This is a genomic window from Chelativorans salis (assembly GCF_025336525.1).
Lineage (GTDB): Bacteria > Pseudomonadota > Alphaproteobacteria > Rhizobiales > Rhizobiaceae > Chelativorans > Chelativorans salis.
This window is the reverse complement of sequence record NZ_JAOCZP010000001.1, coordinates 175841-189031: the sequence shown is the minus strand read 5'-3', so window position 1 is coordinate 189031 and position 13191 is coordinate 175841. Positions and strand designations below refer to the sequence as shown.

The window sequence follows — 13191 nt, the reverse complement described above, 5'->3', positions numbered from 1 at the left end:
TCTCAGTCTTTCGCCAGCCGGTATTCGCCCGTCTCCGGGTCCTTGACGAGCGTGCCCATGCTCCCCGTTGCGGCTTCCCTGCGGGCGCGTTCCGCCCGTTGTGTCACCCGCTCGGTCTCGCGGACGAAGGCCCGGTAGCCGTAGTAGGCCACGAGGGCGATGAGGGAGAAGAAGATCAGTTGCGGCATGTGTGTTGCCTCCCTGGCGGTCATTCCATGATAGGCCCGTTTGCCGAAAGGTGCAAAAGGAAGGGCTTAAAGCCCGTAGCGGCGCCACAGCGCCTGCTCCTCGGCCGCTTGCAGGAGCCCATCCGTGGCCGCAGCGGCGATGTCGATGCCGCGCGTTGCAGTGCCGAAAAGTGTCAGCCGGCGCCCGAACAGGCCGCGCGGGTGGCTCACCAGCTTGAGCCGGGTCTTGTCGCCATAGCGGCTCCTCAGATAGGAACGCATGTCGCCCAGCACATCCACGAGGCCGAGCGCCTTCCCGCGTTCCCCGCTCCAGAACAGGCCGGTAAAAAGATCCTCGTCGTCTGCTAGCCTGGCGCCACGCCGCTCCTTCACCATTGCGATGAATGCCTGGTGCAGCTCTTCCTGGATCGTTTTGAGGTGCTCCACGTCCTGCTTCTTTTCCGGCTGGAAGGGGTCGAGGATGGCCTTGTTGCGGCCAGATGTGTGCATGCGCCGCTCAATGCCGATCTTGCCGATCATCTCCTGGAACCCGAAGCCGGCCGACACCACGCCGATGGAGCCGACGATGGACGAAGGGTCGGCGATGATTTCGTCGCCGGCGAGCGCGATCATATAGCCGCCGGAGGCCGCCACGTCCTCGACGAAGACGAATACCTTCCGCTTCTTCTCCTCGGCCAGATCGCGGATGCGCTTGTAGATGAGGCGCGACTGCACCGGCGAGCCGCCGGGGGAGTTAATCGCGATCGCTACCGCCGGCGCCGAGTAGGAAAACGCCTTCTCGATAATACCGGCGGTGGACGAGAGAGAGAGGTGCTGCCGCAACGGGCTGCCGCTGGCCATTATGGTGCCTTGCAGCCTGACGACGGGGATGGTGGTGATGTCGGAACGAAGCGATTTCGGCAGAAGGCGCGACAGCGGCTGTTTCAATGGCAGGGTCTCCAGTGCCTCGGGTCCGTTGTCATGTAGGCATTTGCCGGCGCTGCGCAATGGCGCCCGCCTGAATGAACGTCAAACGCCCAAAAGGGTTGCCCGGCCGTTGATCACCATCTCGGCGCGTCGCGTAAAGCCATTGCCCTCTCCATGGAGGATGAGCGGCGGCTGAAGGCGCAGGCCTCCCCGCGCGCCCTTGCGCGCCCTGACGACGATGCGGATCGCCTCGACCTGCGGGCGCGGGTGGATGGGCAGAACTTCTGCGCTGCCGAAGCGGCCGGCGAGGGCGGAGAGGATTTCGGCGATCGAACCAGGACGGGCGATGATCGCCAGCCCCGCGCCGGGTTTCGCGATGGCGGCTGCCGTCCTCAGCCAGCGCTCGAATAGGCCGTCCTCCATCACATGGGCCTGCCGTTTGAGCGTATCCGGCGTCGCCCTGTCGTGCGCCGCGTTGAAGGGCGGGTTCATGACGACGAAGTCGAAGGATCGATCGGTGAGCCCTACGCTCTGCCGCTCCCGGCCAGACAACTCCACATCGGCCTCAACAATGGTAATCCGGGACGCCAGCGCTTCGTTCTCAGGCAACGCGAGGCTCTCGCGGGCGCAGGCAGCCATCTCCGCCGCACGCTCCACCAGCACGACGCGCGCCTGCGGGCAACGCGCGGCGACGGCAAAGCCCGCCGCCCCGGCGCCGGCGCCGAGATCGGCGAGGAGCCCGCTGAAGCCTTCCGGCACCGCACCGGCGAGAAGCATGGCGTCGAGGCCGGCGCGGTGCCCCTTGCCCGCGGGTTGAACGAGATGGAAGCGGCCGCGGTGGAAGGCGTCGGTGGTGAAGGCCATCGCTTCGGGCATCGGCTCAGCCGGCGTCGCCGTCCATCACGCCGGCATCGGCCAGAAGTCGCCGCGCTGCTTCCGCCTCTTCCGTGTCGACGAGCACACGGCGCGGTAGCACTCCGAGGGAGCCTTCCATGATGCTCATGTTCTGGTCGGCGACCAGATAGTCAATACCGGCGTCACGCAGCAGGCTCTCGACGAAGGAGATGGTGACGGCGTCGTTGGTGCGGATGAGCTCGATCATGGCAGCGACGTTGGCAGGTCAACCGGCGCTTGTAAATGCCGAGCGGTTGTCCTAACCCGCCTTGCGTGCCAATTCGCCGCTTGCGGCAAGGGCGATTGCGGCCATAAAGTCCGGACCGGGCGGCTGCCCGGAAATCATGGAATGGAGGAACTCCCGGTGGGCGTCGTAGTGAATCTCGAAGGCGGCAAGCGCAGTGCGGCTTCGATCGATGGTCTGATCGACCTGACTAAGGACGATATGGGGCGCGTCAACGAACTCATCCTCTCCAAGGCGGGTTCGGACGTGGAATTGATCCCTGAGCTTGCCCGCCACTTGATCTCCTCCGGAGGAAAGCGCCTCCGCCCCATGGTGACGCTGGCCGCAGCGCAGATGTTCGGTTACGCGGGCGAGGGCCACGTGAAGCTCGCCACCAGTGTGGAGTTCATGCATACGGCCACGCTGCTCCACGATGACGTCGTGGACGAGAGCGATATGCGGCGCGGCCGCAAGACGGCGCGCATGATCTGGGGCAACCAGGCGAGCGTTCTGGTCGGCGACTTCCTGCTCGGCCAGGCCTTCCGCATGATGGTCGACGTCGGCTCGCTGGACGCGCTCGACATTCTTTCCGCCGCTGCCTCCGTCATCGCCGAAGGCGAAGTTATGCAGCTTGGCGTGGCCAAAAACCTGGAGACGACGGAAGACGAGTATCTGGCCGTCATCAAGGCCAAGACCGCCGCGCTCTTTTCCGCCGCCGCCGAGGTTGGCCCTGTCATCGCCGAGGCATCGCGCAACGACCGCGCAGCGCTCCGCTCCTTCGGTGCCAATCTGGGGCTCGCCTTCCAGCTCGTCGACGACGCGCTAGACTACGGCGGCAACAGCAGCGACCTCGGCAAGAACATCGGCGATGATTTCCGTGAGGGCAAGGTGACCCTGCCGGTGATCCTGAGTTACCGCCGCGGCTCCGAAGAGGAGCGCGGCTTCTGGAAATGCGCCATCGAGGAGAACGAGTGCGACGACGCTGCGCTCGAAAAGGCCATCGGGCTGATGAACAAGCACGGTGCCATCGGCGATACGATCGGCCGGGCCCGTCATTTCGGCGAGATCGCCCGCGACGCGCTGGCGCCCTTGAAGGCAACGCCGCAGAAAGCGGCGCTCTTCGACGTCATCGATTTCTGCATCAGCCGGGTGACGTGATCAGCGACCGGCCGAAAAATGACCATTATACGTTGAAGCGTCATCGCAAAAAGGCCATGCTCTTGCCATAGGGCACAGCCTTTCCAGCGTTGCGGGCGCTGCAACGCATACGGCCGGACATAAGGGACAAATGCGGCGAATGAAAACAGGATTGAAAGCGACCGCGGCACTGGCGGCGTTCATGGCGTTCTCGCTCGATGCGGGATTCGCCAAGGAGACGGCGAATTCGGTCGAGACCGTGCCCACGCATTCCTTCTCCGGCGCCTATCTCGCCGGCAGGGCGGCGGAAGCCGACGACGACCTGGAAAGCGCTGCCACATACTACGAACGCGCGCTCTCCTACGACCCGGACAATGTATCGCTGCAACAGAGCCTGCTCCTGGCGCTCGTCTCGCAGGGCCGGCTGGACGAGGCGCTGCCTCACGCCGAGAGACTGCAGTCCGAACCGGAGGTGGAGCGCTTCTCGCGGCTGACGCTTGCCGTGGACGCTCTTCGCAAAGGCGATTTCGGCGCGGCCGAGCGTTGGTTGAAGATCGTGGTTGAGTCCGACCTCGATCGGCTGATCACCGGTATCATGACCGCTTGGGCCATTGCAGGGCAGGGTAACCTGGACGGCGCGCTCGACCATCTGGATGGTCTCGAAGGGCCGAGCTGGTACGGTTTGTTCAAGAACTACCAGCGGGCGCTGATGTTGAGCCAGGGCGGCCGGGAAACGCAAGCCACGGAGGCCTTCGAGGAGCTGTTCGCTGGGATAGCGCCGCGCTCCGTGGCGCCCGAGACGCTTGGCCGCCTGGGCGAGGCCTATGCTGCCCATCTGTCGCAACTCGGCGAGGCCGAGAAAGCGAGAGAGGTGCTCGGCCGGACGGAGGAACTGGGCGGCGCCGTCGCCTCCGTTCCCGTGCTGCGCGAGCGGCTGACGGTCGGCGAAAAACTCGTCCCGCCGGTGGCGGCACCCGCCGAGGGAGCCTCGGAAATCCTGCTCAACATCGCCACCGAGCTTTCCAGCGGCGGCGGCGATGCCTTTGTTCGGCTCTATCTTCGTTTCGCGCAGGCGCTGCGGCCTGGAAACGACGCCATCCTCCTGCAGCTCGCGCAGGTTGCCGAAAGGCAGCAGGAGCCAGAGCGGGCCATCGCCTTCTATGAGCAAATCGACGAAAGCTCGCCGTGGGCGCGCACCGCCGAGTTCCAGATCGGCCTGAACCTCGCCGATCTCGATCGCAACGACGAGGCCATCGATCATCTAAAGAAGGTTCTGGGCGCCGATCCTTCCGATATGCGCGCCTATCTCGCGCTCGGCGGGGTCTATGCCGCGCAGAAGGACTACCGCTCCGCCGCCGATCTTTACGACCGCGCCGTGGCGCAGATCGAGGAGCCGGAGCGCCAGCATTGGAACATCTTCTACCAGCGCGGCATCGCCAATGAGCGGCTCAAGGAGTGGTCCAAGGCCGAGCCAAACTTCAAAACGGCGCTGGAGCTTTACCCGGACCATCCTCAGGTCATGAACTATCTCGGCTATTCCTGGGTCGATATGAACATGCACCTGGAGGAGGCGATGGACCTTATCCGCCGCGCCGTCGAGCTGCGCCCGAGCGACGGCTACATCGTCGATTCGCTTGGCTGGGCGCATTACCGGCTGGGCGAGTACGACAAGGCGGTTGAACAGCTGGAGCGTGCCGTTTCCCTGCGTCCGGACGATGCGGTGCTCAACGACCATCTGGGCGACGCATACTGGCGCGTCGGCCGCAGGCTGGAGGCGCGTTATCAGTGGTCGCATGCGCTCAACCTCGATCCCGAGCCCGAACTTGTGGCCGAGGTTGAAAAGAAGCTGTCCGAAGGCCTCCCGCCCGAGGAGGGCGAGAAGCTCGCCGATGCCGCCGGCACGGCGCGCAACGTGGTGAATGACGGTGCTGCCGGAGAACTGGAGGCGCAGACGGATGCGGCCGCAACGCGGACCTACACGGTGAAGCCGGGACAGACGCTATGGTCCATCGCCGTGGACGAACTGGGCGACGGGAACCGCTATCACGATATCCTCGAATTGAACCCCTTCCTGCGAGGCGACCCAGACCGTGTCGGCGCAGGTCAAGAGCTGAAACTGCCGACGGGGGAATAGGACGAAAGGCAGTCATCGTGGCGCAGTGGCGTGGAAGACAGCGCCAGGCGCCACTCCACCCCCGCTTGACGCCCACACCCACGCGCAATAGGACGAAGCGCGCCCGAGCCTCCGGAGACGACCGCGTGACCGCCCACCCCTTGCCGCACATGCATCCCGCCCGCTCGTTCCAGGGGCTGATCCTGACGCTTCACAACTATTGGGCGGAGCGCGGCTGCATTATCCTGCAGCCCTATGACATGGAGGTGGGTGCGGGCACGCTGCATCCGGCCACTACGCTGCGTGCGTTGGGACCGCGGCCGTGGAACGCCGCCTATGTGCAGCCCTCGCGCCGGCCCAAGGACGGTCGCTACGGCGAGAATCCCAACCGACTGCAGCACTACTACCAGTACCAGGTGATCCTGAAGCCCAACCCGCCCAATCTCCAGGAGCTTTATCTCGGCTCGCTTGCCGCCATCGGCCTCGACCCGCTCACCCACGACATCCGCTTCGTGGAGGACGACTGGGAGAACCCGACGACCGGCTCCTGGGGGCTCGGTTGGGAATGCTGGTGCGACGGCATGGAGGTCTCGCAGTTCACCTATTTCCAGCAGGTGTGCGGCATCGAGTGCGCGCCGGTGTCGGGCGAGCTTACCTATGGACTGGAGCGGCTCGCCATGTATGTGCAGGGTGTCGACAACGTCTACGACCTCAACTTCAACGGGCTGGAAGGCCCGGACAAGGTGACGTATGGCGAGGTCTTCCTGCAGGCCGAGCAGGAATACTCGCGGCATAATTTCGAATACGCCGACACCTCCATGCTCTTCCGCCATTTCGAGGATGCGGAGAAGGAATGCCGGGCGCTGCTGGCGGCGGGCGCGCCGTCCTCCACCGACAATTCCGCGCTGCACAGGATGGTCTTCCCCGCCTACGACCAGTGCATCAAGGCCTCCCATGTCTTCAATCTCATGGACGCGCGCGGTGTCATCTCGGTGACCGAGCGGCAGAGCTACATCCTGCGCGTGCGCGACCTGGCGAAGGCCTGCGGCGAGGCATTCCTGAAGACGCAAGCGGGCGGATTGGCGGACGCGGCCTGAGGGTCAGCCGGCGAAGGCGGCGCTGTCGTCGGCGGCCATCGCTTCGGCCGGCAGCATGAGCTGTACGGAAGCTCCGGTTGCCGCGATGGTCTGGATCGCGCGGCGCACGCCGGCCATTTTGAGTTCGCCGCTCGACGAGGCCTGCACGGCGAGGCAGGCGCTGAGTGCGAAGACCTGAATGAGCGTCGAAGCGGCTTTCATCGTCCCTTTCCTTCTCCCGAACCCCCGGCCTCGTCTTCCTCCTGGCCGACCGGAACGTTCATCCTTTCCCCATTGTGCACATGGCGGCTGAACCGGGCGTGGCGGCGCCGTTAAGCTACCGTTAAGCCGCGGTTCGGCGCGCAAGACTCCCTTGTCTGAAGCGACCGCCGCTTCAGCGCGCTTACTTGGTTCATCGGGGATTTCGTCCCGAGGACGGGCATGTACCCGCCGCTCCGACATGGCGGTGAAATTTTTTATGTCTGGAGCGGGATGCGATTGGGGGCTGGTCGTCCAAACCGCCGTCATCCCGGAAGCCGGAGCGACAGCGGAGGCTGTCCGGGACCCATTCCGGAACGTCAACGTCACGGAATGGGACCCGGCCCTCACTTCGCTCGGCCGGGATGACGGGGGTTGGGATGACCAGCCCCCAATCGCATCCCCTCGCGGACGCAGCCGTTTGCGTTGTCACGTATCGGATTGCGATCCAAAAAGGTGACAGGGCGGAGAGGAGTTGCTATTGCCGCGCCGGACCCTCACGAAAGAATTGATCCATGCCCGACCTGCTTCTTGAACTTCGCTCGGAAGAAATCCCCGCCCGCATGCAGCGCAAGGCGGCGGGCGACCTGAGGAAGCTGGTCACCGACGGTCTCGTCGAGGCGGGGCTGACCTATGAGGGTTGCCAGGAGTATTGGACGCCCCGGCGGCTCACGCTCGACATTCGCGGCGTCACCGTCCGCTCCAAGGATGTGCGCGAGGAGCGCAAGGGGCCGCGCGTCGATGCGCCGGAAAAGGCGATCGAGGGCTTTTTCCGGGCGGCCGGTCTTTCTTCGGTCGAACAGGCCAAGGTGCAGTCGGACCCGAAGAAGGGCGATTTCTATGTCGCCGTGATCGAGAAGAAGGGAAGGGCTGCCGAAGAGATCGTCGCCGAGATGATGCCGGGCATCATCCGCGACTTCCCGTGGCCGAAATCCATGCGCTGGGGAACTGCCTCGAAGAATCCCGGCTCGCTTCGCTGGGTGCGCCCCCTGCAATCGATCCTGTGCACCTTTGGCCCGGAGACGGAGGAGCCGGTGGTGGTCGATTTCGAGGTCGACGGCATCCGCTCTAGCAACGTCACCTACGGCCACCGCTTCCATGCGCCCGAGGCGATCACTGTGCGCCGCTTCGACGACTATGTGGCGAGCCTGGAGAAGGCCAAGGTCGTGCTCGACCCCGAACGCCGCAAGCGCATGATCCTCGACGACGCCAGGAACCTGGCCTTTGCCAACGGGCTGGATCTGGTGGAGGACGAGGGCCTACTGGAGGAGGTGGCCGGCCTCGTCGAATGGCCGGTGGTGCTGATGGGCTCGTTCGAGGAGGACTATCTGGCGATCCCGCCCGAGGTCGTCCGCCTGACGATCCGCGCCAACCAGAAGTGCTTCGTCACCCGGCCTCAAGGGGAGGCGGGGACGCTTTCCAACCGCTTCGTCATCACCGCCAATATCGAGGCAAGGGACGGCGGCAGGGAGATCGCCTACGGCAACGGCAAGGTGGTGCGCGCCCGGCTCTCCGACGCGTTCTATTTCTGGAAGACGGACCAGGCCGACCTGCCGGACCTCGCCGCCCTGAACGAGTCGGCGGAAAAGTTCGGCCTCGACCTCGACAAGCCGCTCGACCAGCGCATGGCGCGGCTCGACCACCTGAACGTCACCTTCCACGCCAAGCTCGGCACGCAGGGTGAGCGCGTGGAGCGCATCCGGCGGCTGGCGCGCGAACTAGCGCCAGTGGTCGGCGCCGACCCCGATCTGGCGGATCGCGCGGCGGTGCTCGCCAAGGCCGATCTCACGACGGAGGTGGTGGGGGAGTTTCCCGAGCTGCAGGGGGCGATGGGGCGGAAATACGCCGAGCTGCAGGAGGAGCATGCTTCCGTGGCGGCGGCGCTGGAGGAGCACTACAAGCCGCTGGGGCCGAGTGATGTCGTGCCGACCGACCCGGTGTCGGTGGCCGCGGCGCTGGCCGACAAGCTCGACATGCTGGTGGGTTTCTGGGCGATTGATGAGAAGCCGACGGGGAGCAAGGATCCTTACGCGCTGAGAAGGGCGGCGCTGGGGGTGATCCGGATTTTGGTGGAGAATGAAATAAGCCTCTCTCTCATAGCGGCGGTAGAGCAGCCAATAGTGACGCTACCTGAGGAGATCGTTCGATCAGGCGGTGCTTCCGCCGATGCGGAGGCGAGCCTATTGGCTGCTACGGATTTCGATGAGAGCACGTTTGCCTATAATCCCGCGCGCGCAATCGCATTCTCGCTCCTCTCCTTCTTCCACGACCGCCTGAAAGTCTACCTCCGCGATCAGGGCGCCCGCTATGACCTCATCGACGCCGTGCTGGCAAGCGGCGGCGACGCCGGCGAGGCGCACAACGATGACCTCCTCCTCATAGTCCGCCGCGTCGAGGCGCTGTCCGAACTCCTCGACACCGAGGACGGCAAGAACCTCCTCGCCGGCACCAACCGGGCGGCGAGCATTGTCGACATCGAGGAGAAGAAGGGGACGCGGATTGCCGAGGCCGTCGATCCCGCGCTCCTAAAAGAAGGCGCCGAGATTCGACTTTTCGACGCCGTGAATCAGGCTGAGAAGAAAGCCGGCGAAGCGATTCAGAAACAAGACTTTTCCGCCGCCATGAAGGCGCTGGCCGCGCTTCGCGGACCGGTTGACTCATTTTTTGAAGAGATTCTCGTAAATGTCGAGAATGATTCAGTTCGCGCCAATCGCCTGGCACTTCTGAACCGTATCCGCCAGACGACAGCCCAAGTGGCCGACTTCTCAAAGATCGCCGGTTAAGGTCAGGTAAAGACGATCACCGCCAGCGCCACGGCGATATAGGACAAGAGGCCGGAGACTGGCCCCAGCCGCTGGATGAAGGCCGGCGGCGGGCTGCCCGGTGCTGTACGCGCCATGGCGATACGGGCGGCGACCAGGATGGCGAGGATGAGGACGGCGGCGGCGATCTTCACCGCGAAGGCGGTGCCGAGCCAGGCGCCGCCATAGTCGACCAGCCACATCCACAGGCCCGTCGCCCACAGGAGCAGGACGCCGATCAGGGCGGCCAGCGCGAAATTCTTTCTGAGCGCAAGGAGCGCGGGCGGAGGTGGTCCCCCTGCGCGCTTTGCCTGGATGCCCACCATCATGCTTCCCAGGCCGCCGCCGGCGCCCAGCATGAGGCCGAACAGATGCAGGATTTTCATGAATGTGAGCATCGCCCGCCCCCTCGACTGATCGAACAGGCGGACGTTGCGCCGGAAGGACAGAGCCGTCAAGCCGCCTTATTGAGGTCTGCTGAAAGTCTGTGGCAGGGGAGCGGCCGTCGCTGGTGCGGCGGCCGCAGGCGCGCTCGCCTGCCGCGGTGGGGTGGGCGTCGGTTGCGTGGGCGTGGCGCGCACGAAGGGATCACCCACAAGGCCGCCGCGGATGACCAGAGGGTCGGGGTCGAAACGGCGACTGTCCCTTTGCTCGACCGCAGACGTGCTCTCGAAGGTCACCGCCGGTTCGCCGATGACTGAAACGGAAGCACTGAGGGCGACAGGCGCCTCGCCCGGTACCGCCTCAGCGGCCATGGCTTCTACATCCATCGCCTTGAGCTCGACAATGGAGGAAGCGTCGGCGTGACTGGCCGCCAGAACGGCAACGGCCACGAACGGCCCGATTGCAAGTAACTTCATTGCGATAATCCCCCTCGCACTGCGCCCGCTTTCACACGGAAAGGTAGCATCGGCGGATTAAGAAACCGGTGATCGAATGGGTGGCATTCTAACGGACGCCGTGCCGACAACAGGCTACTCTTGTCCCGCAAGCGCCAAAGGGATAGGCACCAGCCGGAGAATTTGGAGACGCATGCCTTGGCCGAGATCCTGCGGCAAGACCAAGCATTGGAAGCTGCCTGTCGCCTGCTGGACGCTGGCGAATTGGTGGCGATCCCTACGGAGACCGTCTACGGGCTGGCCGCCGATGCGACCAATGGCGAGGCCGTGGCGCGCATCTTCGAGGCCAAGGGTCGGCCGCGCTTCAACCCCCTGATCGCCCATGTGGCCGACCGGCAGATGGCCGAGGGCATTGCGGTTTTCCCGCCGCTGGCAGCACGCTTGGCCGAGGCCTTCTGGCCGGGCCCGCTCACCCTGGTGCTGCCGCATCGGCAGGGATCCGGCATCCACCCGCTGGTGACGGCCGGTCTCGATACGATTGCGCTGCGTTACCCAAGGGGCTTCGGTCGCGATGTCATCGCCCGTCTCGGCCGCCCGCTCGCCGCCCCCAGCGCCAACATCTCCGGCCGCGTCAGCGGCACTACGGCGGAGGCCGTAAACGCCGCCCTCGGCAACCGCATCCCCTTGATTGTCGACGGCGGTCCGACCCCGGTGGGTCTGGAATCGACCATTCTCAAGGTGACGGACGAGGGCCTGACGCTGCTGCGCCCCGGGGGGATCGCCGCAGAGGAGATCGAGGGGGTGGTACAGGTGCCGCTTTCGCGCGGGGCGAAGGGCATCGAGGCGCCTGGGATGCTCGCCTCGCACTATGCGCCCCACGCCCGCATGCGGCTCAACGTGGCCGAGGTGATGCCCGGCGAGGCGCTGCTGGCTTTCGGCCCGGCAAGGGCGAAGGGGGCGGAGACGGCTGCTGAGGTGATGAACCTGTCTCCTTCCGGTGATCTGCGCGAGGCGGCCGCCAACCTCTTTTCCCACCTTTCGCGGCTCGATGCGGGGGGCGCGGTGACAATTGCCGTCGAGCCAGTGCCTTTGACGGGCCTTGGCGAGGCCATCAACGACCGGCTGATGCGGGCGGCCGCCCCGCGTGACAGCCAGGACGAGGAGCACTAGCGTTGCCTGCAATGGATGAAACCCCGGCGAGCCTTGATCCCGGCCTTGTCGACCGCTTCGTCGCAATCGTCGGAAAGCACCATGCGCTGACAGCCCCGCAGGATATCGCGCCCCACATCGAGGAGCCGCGCGGCCTATTCGGGGGCTTGACGTCGCTGGTGCTCAAGCCGGGCAGCACCGAAGAGGTAAGCCGCATTTTAAAGCTCGCCACGGAGACCGGAACGCCCATCGTTCCGCAGGGCGGCAACACCGGGCTGGTGGGCGGGCAGATGCCGGACGCAACAGGGCGCGAGGTGGTGCTCTCGCTCTCCCGCCTGAACCGCATCCGCGAGATCGACCTTTCCTCCAACACGGCCGTTGTCGAGGCCGGTGTCGTCCTGCAGACCCTTCAGGAGGCGGCGGATGTCAATGACCGGCTGTTTCCGCTGTCGCTCGCCTCGCAGGGCTCCTGCCAGGTCGGCGGCAACCTGTCGTCGAACGCCGGCGGTATCGGCGCGCTCGCCTACGGCACAGCGCGCGACCTGTGCCTGGGGCTGGAGGTGGTGCTGCCGACGGGCGAGGTGCTGGACGATCTCAGGAAGCTGAAGAAGGACAATACCGGCTACGACCTGAAAAACCTGTTCATCGGCGCCGAGGGCACGCTCGGCATCATCACCGCGGCCGTGCTGAAGCTCTTTCCCAAGCCGAAGGGGCGCGAGCTTGCCTGGGCCGGCGTCGGCTCGCCAGTCGCAGCCCTTGCCCTTTTCGGGGCCGCCAACGACAGGGCAGGCACCGCGCTCACCGCTTTCGAGCTGATGGAACGGACACCGCTTGACTTCGTGCTGAAGCACATCCCCGGCGTGCAGCCGCCGCTTGCCGGCGAGCACCCTTGGCATGTGATGCTGGAAATATCCTCCGGCCGCTCTGCGGAGGATGCGCGCTCTCTGATGGAAGAGGTGCTGGCGGAAGGTTTCGAGGCCGGGCATGTGGCCGACGCCGTGATCGCCCAGAACGAGACGCAGGCGCTCGCTCTTCGCCACCTGCGCGAAGCGATGTCGGAAGCACAGAGGCCGGAAGGCGGCTCGATCAAGCACGATATCTCCGTACCCGTCGCCGCTATTCCTGAATTCATCCAAAGGGCGGGCGAGGCGGTTCAAGAGGTGCTGCCGGGAAGCCGTGTCGTCTGTTTCGGCCATATGGGCGACGGTAACCTGCACTATAACGTGTCTCAGCCGGTGGGCATGGACCGCGCGGAATATCTTGCGCACTACCGCTCCATGAACGATGCGGTGCATGCCGTGGTGCGCGAACTGCATGGCTCGTTCTCCGCCGAGCATGGTATCGGGCGGATGAAGCGGGAAGAGCTGATCGCCACCCAGCCCACGGTAGCGACAGACCTGATGCGGCGGGTGAAGGCAGCGTTTGATCCGGCGGGGATCATGAACCCGGGAAAAGTGATTTAAGCGGTATGCGCGCTGGATTTACTCTTCATAGACACACCTTTCCGGCGCCTTTCACCTGGTCGCAAAGTGCTAACCAACTGGCAAGTCAGCAAAATTTAACCGACTTTCTAAGGCCGTAGGTAAGACCCACACGCTAGTCTCCTT

General features: G+C 65.0%; 13 protein-coding genes. 6 read left to right on the top strand and 7 right to left on the bottom strand.

Annotated features, from left to right (window positions below; translation table 11 throughout):
• Positions 1–2: 2 nt before the first annotated feature.
• The 4 genes from N5A92_RS00950 to N5A92_RS00935 all read right to left on the bottom strand — a co-directional run bounded on the left by N5A92_RS00950 (position 3) and on the right by N5A92_RS00935 (position 2196).
• Entirely contained in the window at positions 3–188 is a 186-nt protein-coding gene (locus tag N5A92_RS00950) for a hypothetical protein (protein ID WP_260899942.1), read from the bottom strand.
• A gap of 66 nt (positions 189–254) precedes the next feature.
• Positions 255–1115 (bottom strand): S49 family peptidase, encoded by an 861-nt coding sequence (locus tag N5A92_RS00945; protein ID WP_260899941.1) that lies wholly within the window; start codon positions 1113–1115, stop codon positions 255–257.
• 81 nt (positions 1116–1196) lie between these two features.
• Positions 1197–1970 carry a tRNA1(Val) (adenine(37)-N6)-methyltransferase gene (locus tag N5A92_RS00940; RefSeq protein ID WP_260899940.1) on the bottom strand — a complete coding sequence of 258 codons (774 nt, stop codon included), beginning with the start codon at positions 1968–1970 and terminating at the stop codon, positions 1197–1199.
• A 4-nt stretch (positions 1971–1974) separates the two neighbouring features.
• A complete protein-coding gene (locus N5A92_RS00935; protein ID WP_260899939.1) occupies positions 1975–2196 on the bottom strand; it encodes a putative signal transducing protein in 222 nt (73 codons plus the stop codon).
• A gap of 156 nt (positions 2197–2352) precedes the next feature.
• Between N5A92_RS00935 and N5A92_RS00930 the strand changes: the two genes are divergently transcribed.
• From N5A92_RS00930 to N5A92_RS00920, 3 genes are all read left to right on the top strand, one after another.
• On the top strand, positions 2353–3369 hold the full coding sequence (locus N5A92_RS00930; protein ID WP_260900961.1) for a polyprenyl synthetase family protein: 1017 nt from the start codon (positions 2353–2355) through the stop codon (positions 3367–3369).
• 151 nt (positions 3370–3520) lie between these two features.
• Positions 3521–5482 (top strand): tetratricopeptide repeat protein, encoded by a 1962-nt coding sequence (locus N5A92_RS00925; RefSeq protein ID WP_260899938.1) that lies wholly within the window; start codon positions 3521–3523, stop codon positions 5480–5482.
• A gap of 149 nt (positions 5483–5631) precedes the next feature.
• Complete coding sequence (locus N5A92_RS00920; protein WP_260900960.1) at positions 5632–6558, top strand: glycine--tRNA ligase subunit alpha; 927 nt, start codon at positions 5632–5634, stop codon at positions 6556–6558.
• A gap of 3 nt (positions 6559–6561) precedes the next feature.
• On the opposite strand, the gene N5A92_RS00915 is transcribed toward N5A92_RS00920, so the two are convergent.
• Positions 6562–6759, bottom strand: coding sequence for a hypothetical protein (locus tag N5A92_RS00915; RefSeq protein WP_260899935.1), 198 nt, complete (start codon positions 6757–6759; stop codon positions 6562–6564).
• A gap of 551 nt (positions 6760–7310) precedes the next feature.
• Between N5A92_RS00915 and glyS the strand changes: the two genes are divergently transcribed.
• The gene (glyS, locus tag N5A92_RS00910; protein WP_260899934.1) at positions 7311–9578 is read left to right on the top strand and encodes a glycine--tRNA ligase subunit beta; all 2268 of its coding nucleotides are present in this window, start codon (positions 7311–7313) and stop codon (positions 9576–9578) included.
• Between the two features lie 2 nt (positions 9579–9580).
• Here the strand turns inward: glyS and N5A92_RS00905 are convergent, their stop codons facing one another.
• Both N5A92_RS00905 and N5A92_RS00900 read right to left on the bottom strand, forming a co-directional pair.
• Positions 9581–9994, bottom strand: coding sequence for a hypothetical protein (locus N5A92_RS00905; RefSeq protein WP_260899933.1), 414 nt, complete (start codon positions 9992–9994; stop codon positions 9581–9583).
• A 66-nt stretch (positions 9995–10060) separates the two neighbouring features.
• Positions 10061–10456 (bottom strand): hypothetical protein, encoded by a 396-nt coding sequence (locus N5A92_RS00900; protein ID WP_260899932.1) that lies wholly within the window; start codon positions 10454–10456, stop codon positions 10061–10063.
• A gap of 177 nt (positions 10457–10633) precedes the next feature.
• On the opposite strand from N5A92_RS00900, the gene N5A92_RS00895 reads away from it, so the two are divergent.
• Together N5A92_RS00895 and N5A92_RS00890 are read left to right on the top strand one after the other, a co-directional pair.
• Positions 10634–11605, top strand: coding sequence for an L-threonylcarbamoyladenylate synthase (locus N5A92_RS00895; protein WP_260899931.1), 972 nt, complete (start codon positions 10634–10636; stop codon positions 11603–11605).
• A gap of 11 nt (positions 11606–11616) precedes the next feature.
• Positions 11617–13047 carry an FAD-binding oxidoreductase gene (locus N5A92_RS00890; RefSeq protein ID WP_260900959.1) on the top strand — a complete coding sequence of 477 codons (1431 nt, stop codon included), beginning with the start codon at positions 11617–11619 and terminating at the stop codon, positions 13045–13047.
• Positions 13048–13191 lie beyond the last annotated feature (144 nt).

Coding starts and splice junctions, on each gene's coding strand:
- N5A92_RS00900 (WP_260899932.1), bottom strand. CDS start 10,456: ATGAAGTTACTTGCAATCGGGCCGTTCGTGGCCGTTGCCGTTCTGGCG.
- N5A92_RS00950 (WP_260899942.1), bottom strand. CDS start 188: ATGCCGCAACTGATCTTCTTCTCCCTCATCGCCCTCGTGGCCTACTAC.
- N5A92_RS00940 (WP_260899940.1), bottom strand. CDS start 1,970: ATGCCCGAAGCGATGGCCTTCACCACCGACGCCTTCCACCGCGGCCGC.
- N5A92_RS00935 (WP_260899939.1), bottom strand. CDS start 2,196: ATGATCGAGCTCATCCGCACCAACGACGCCGTCACCATCTCCTTCGTC.
- N5A92_RS00905 (WP_260899933.1), bottom strand. CDS start 9,994: ATGCTCACATTCATGAAAATCCTGCATCTGTTCGGCCTCATGCTGGGC.
- N5A92_RS00890 (WP_260900959.1), top strand. CDS start 11,617: ATGGATGAAACCCCGGCGAGCCTTGATCCCGGCCTTGTCGACCGCTTC.
- N5A92_RS00915 (WP_260899935.1), bottom strand. CDS start 6,759: ATGAAAGCCGCTTCGACGCTCATTCAGGTCTTCGCACTCAGCGCCTGC.
- glyS (WP_260899934.1), top strand. CDS start 7,311: ATGCCCGACCTGCTTCTTGAACTTCGCTCGGAAGAAATCCCCGCCCGC.
- N5A92_RS00920 (WP_260900960.1), top strand. CDS start 5,632: ATGCATCCCGCCCGCTCGTTCCAGGGGCTGATCCTGACGCTTCACAAC.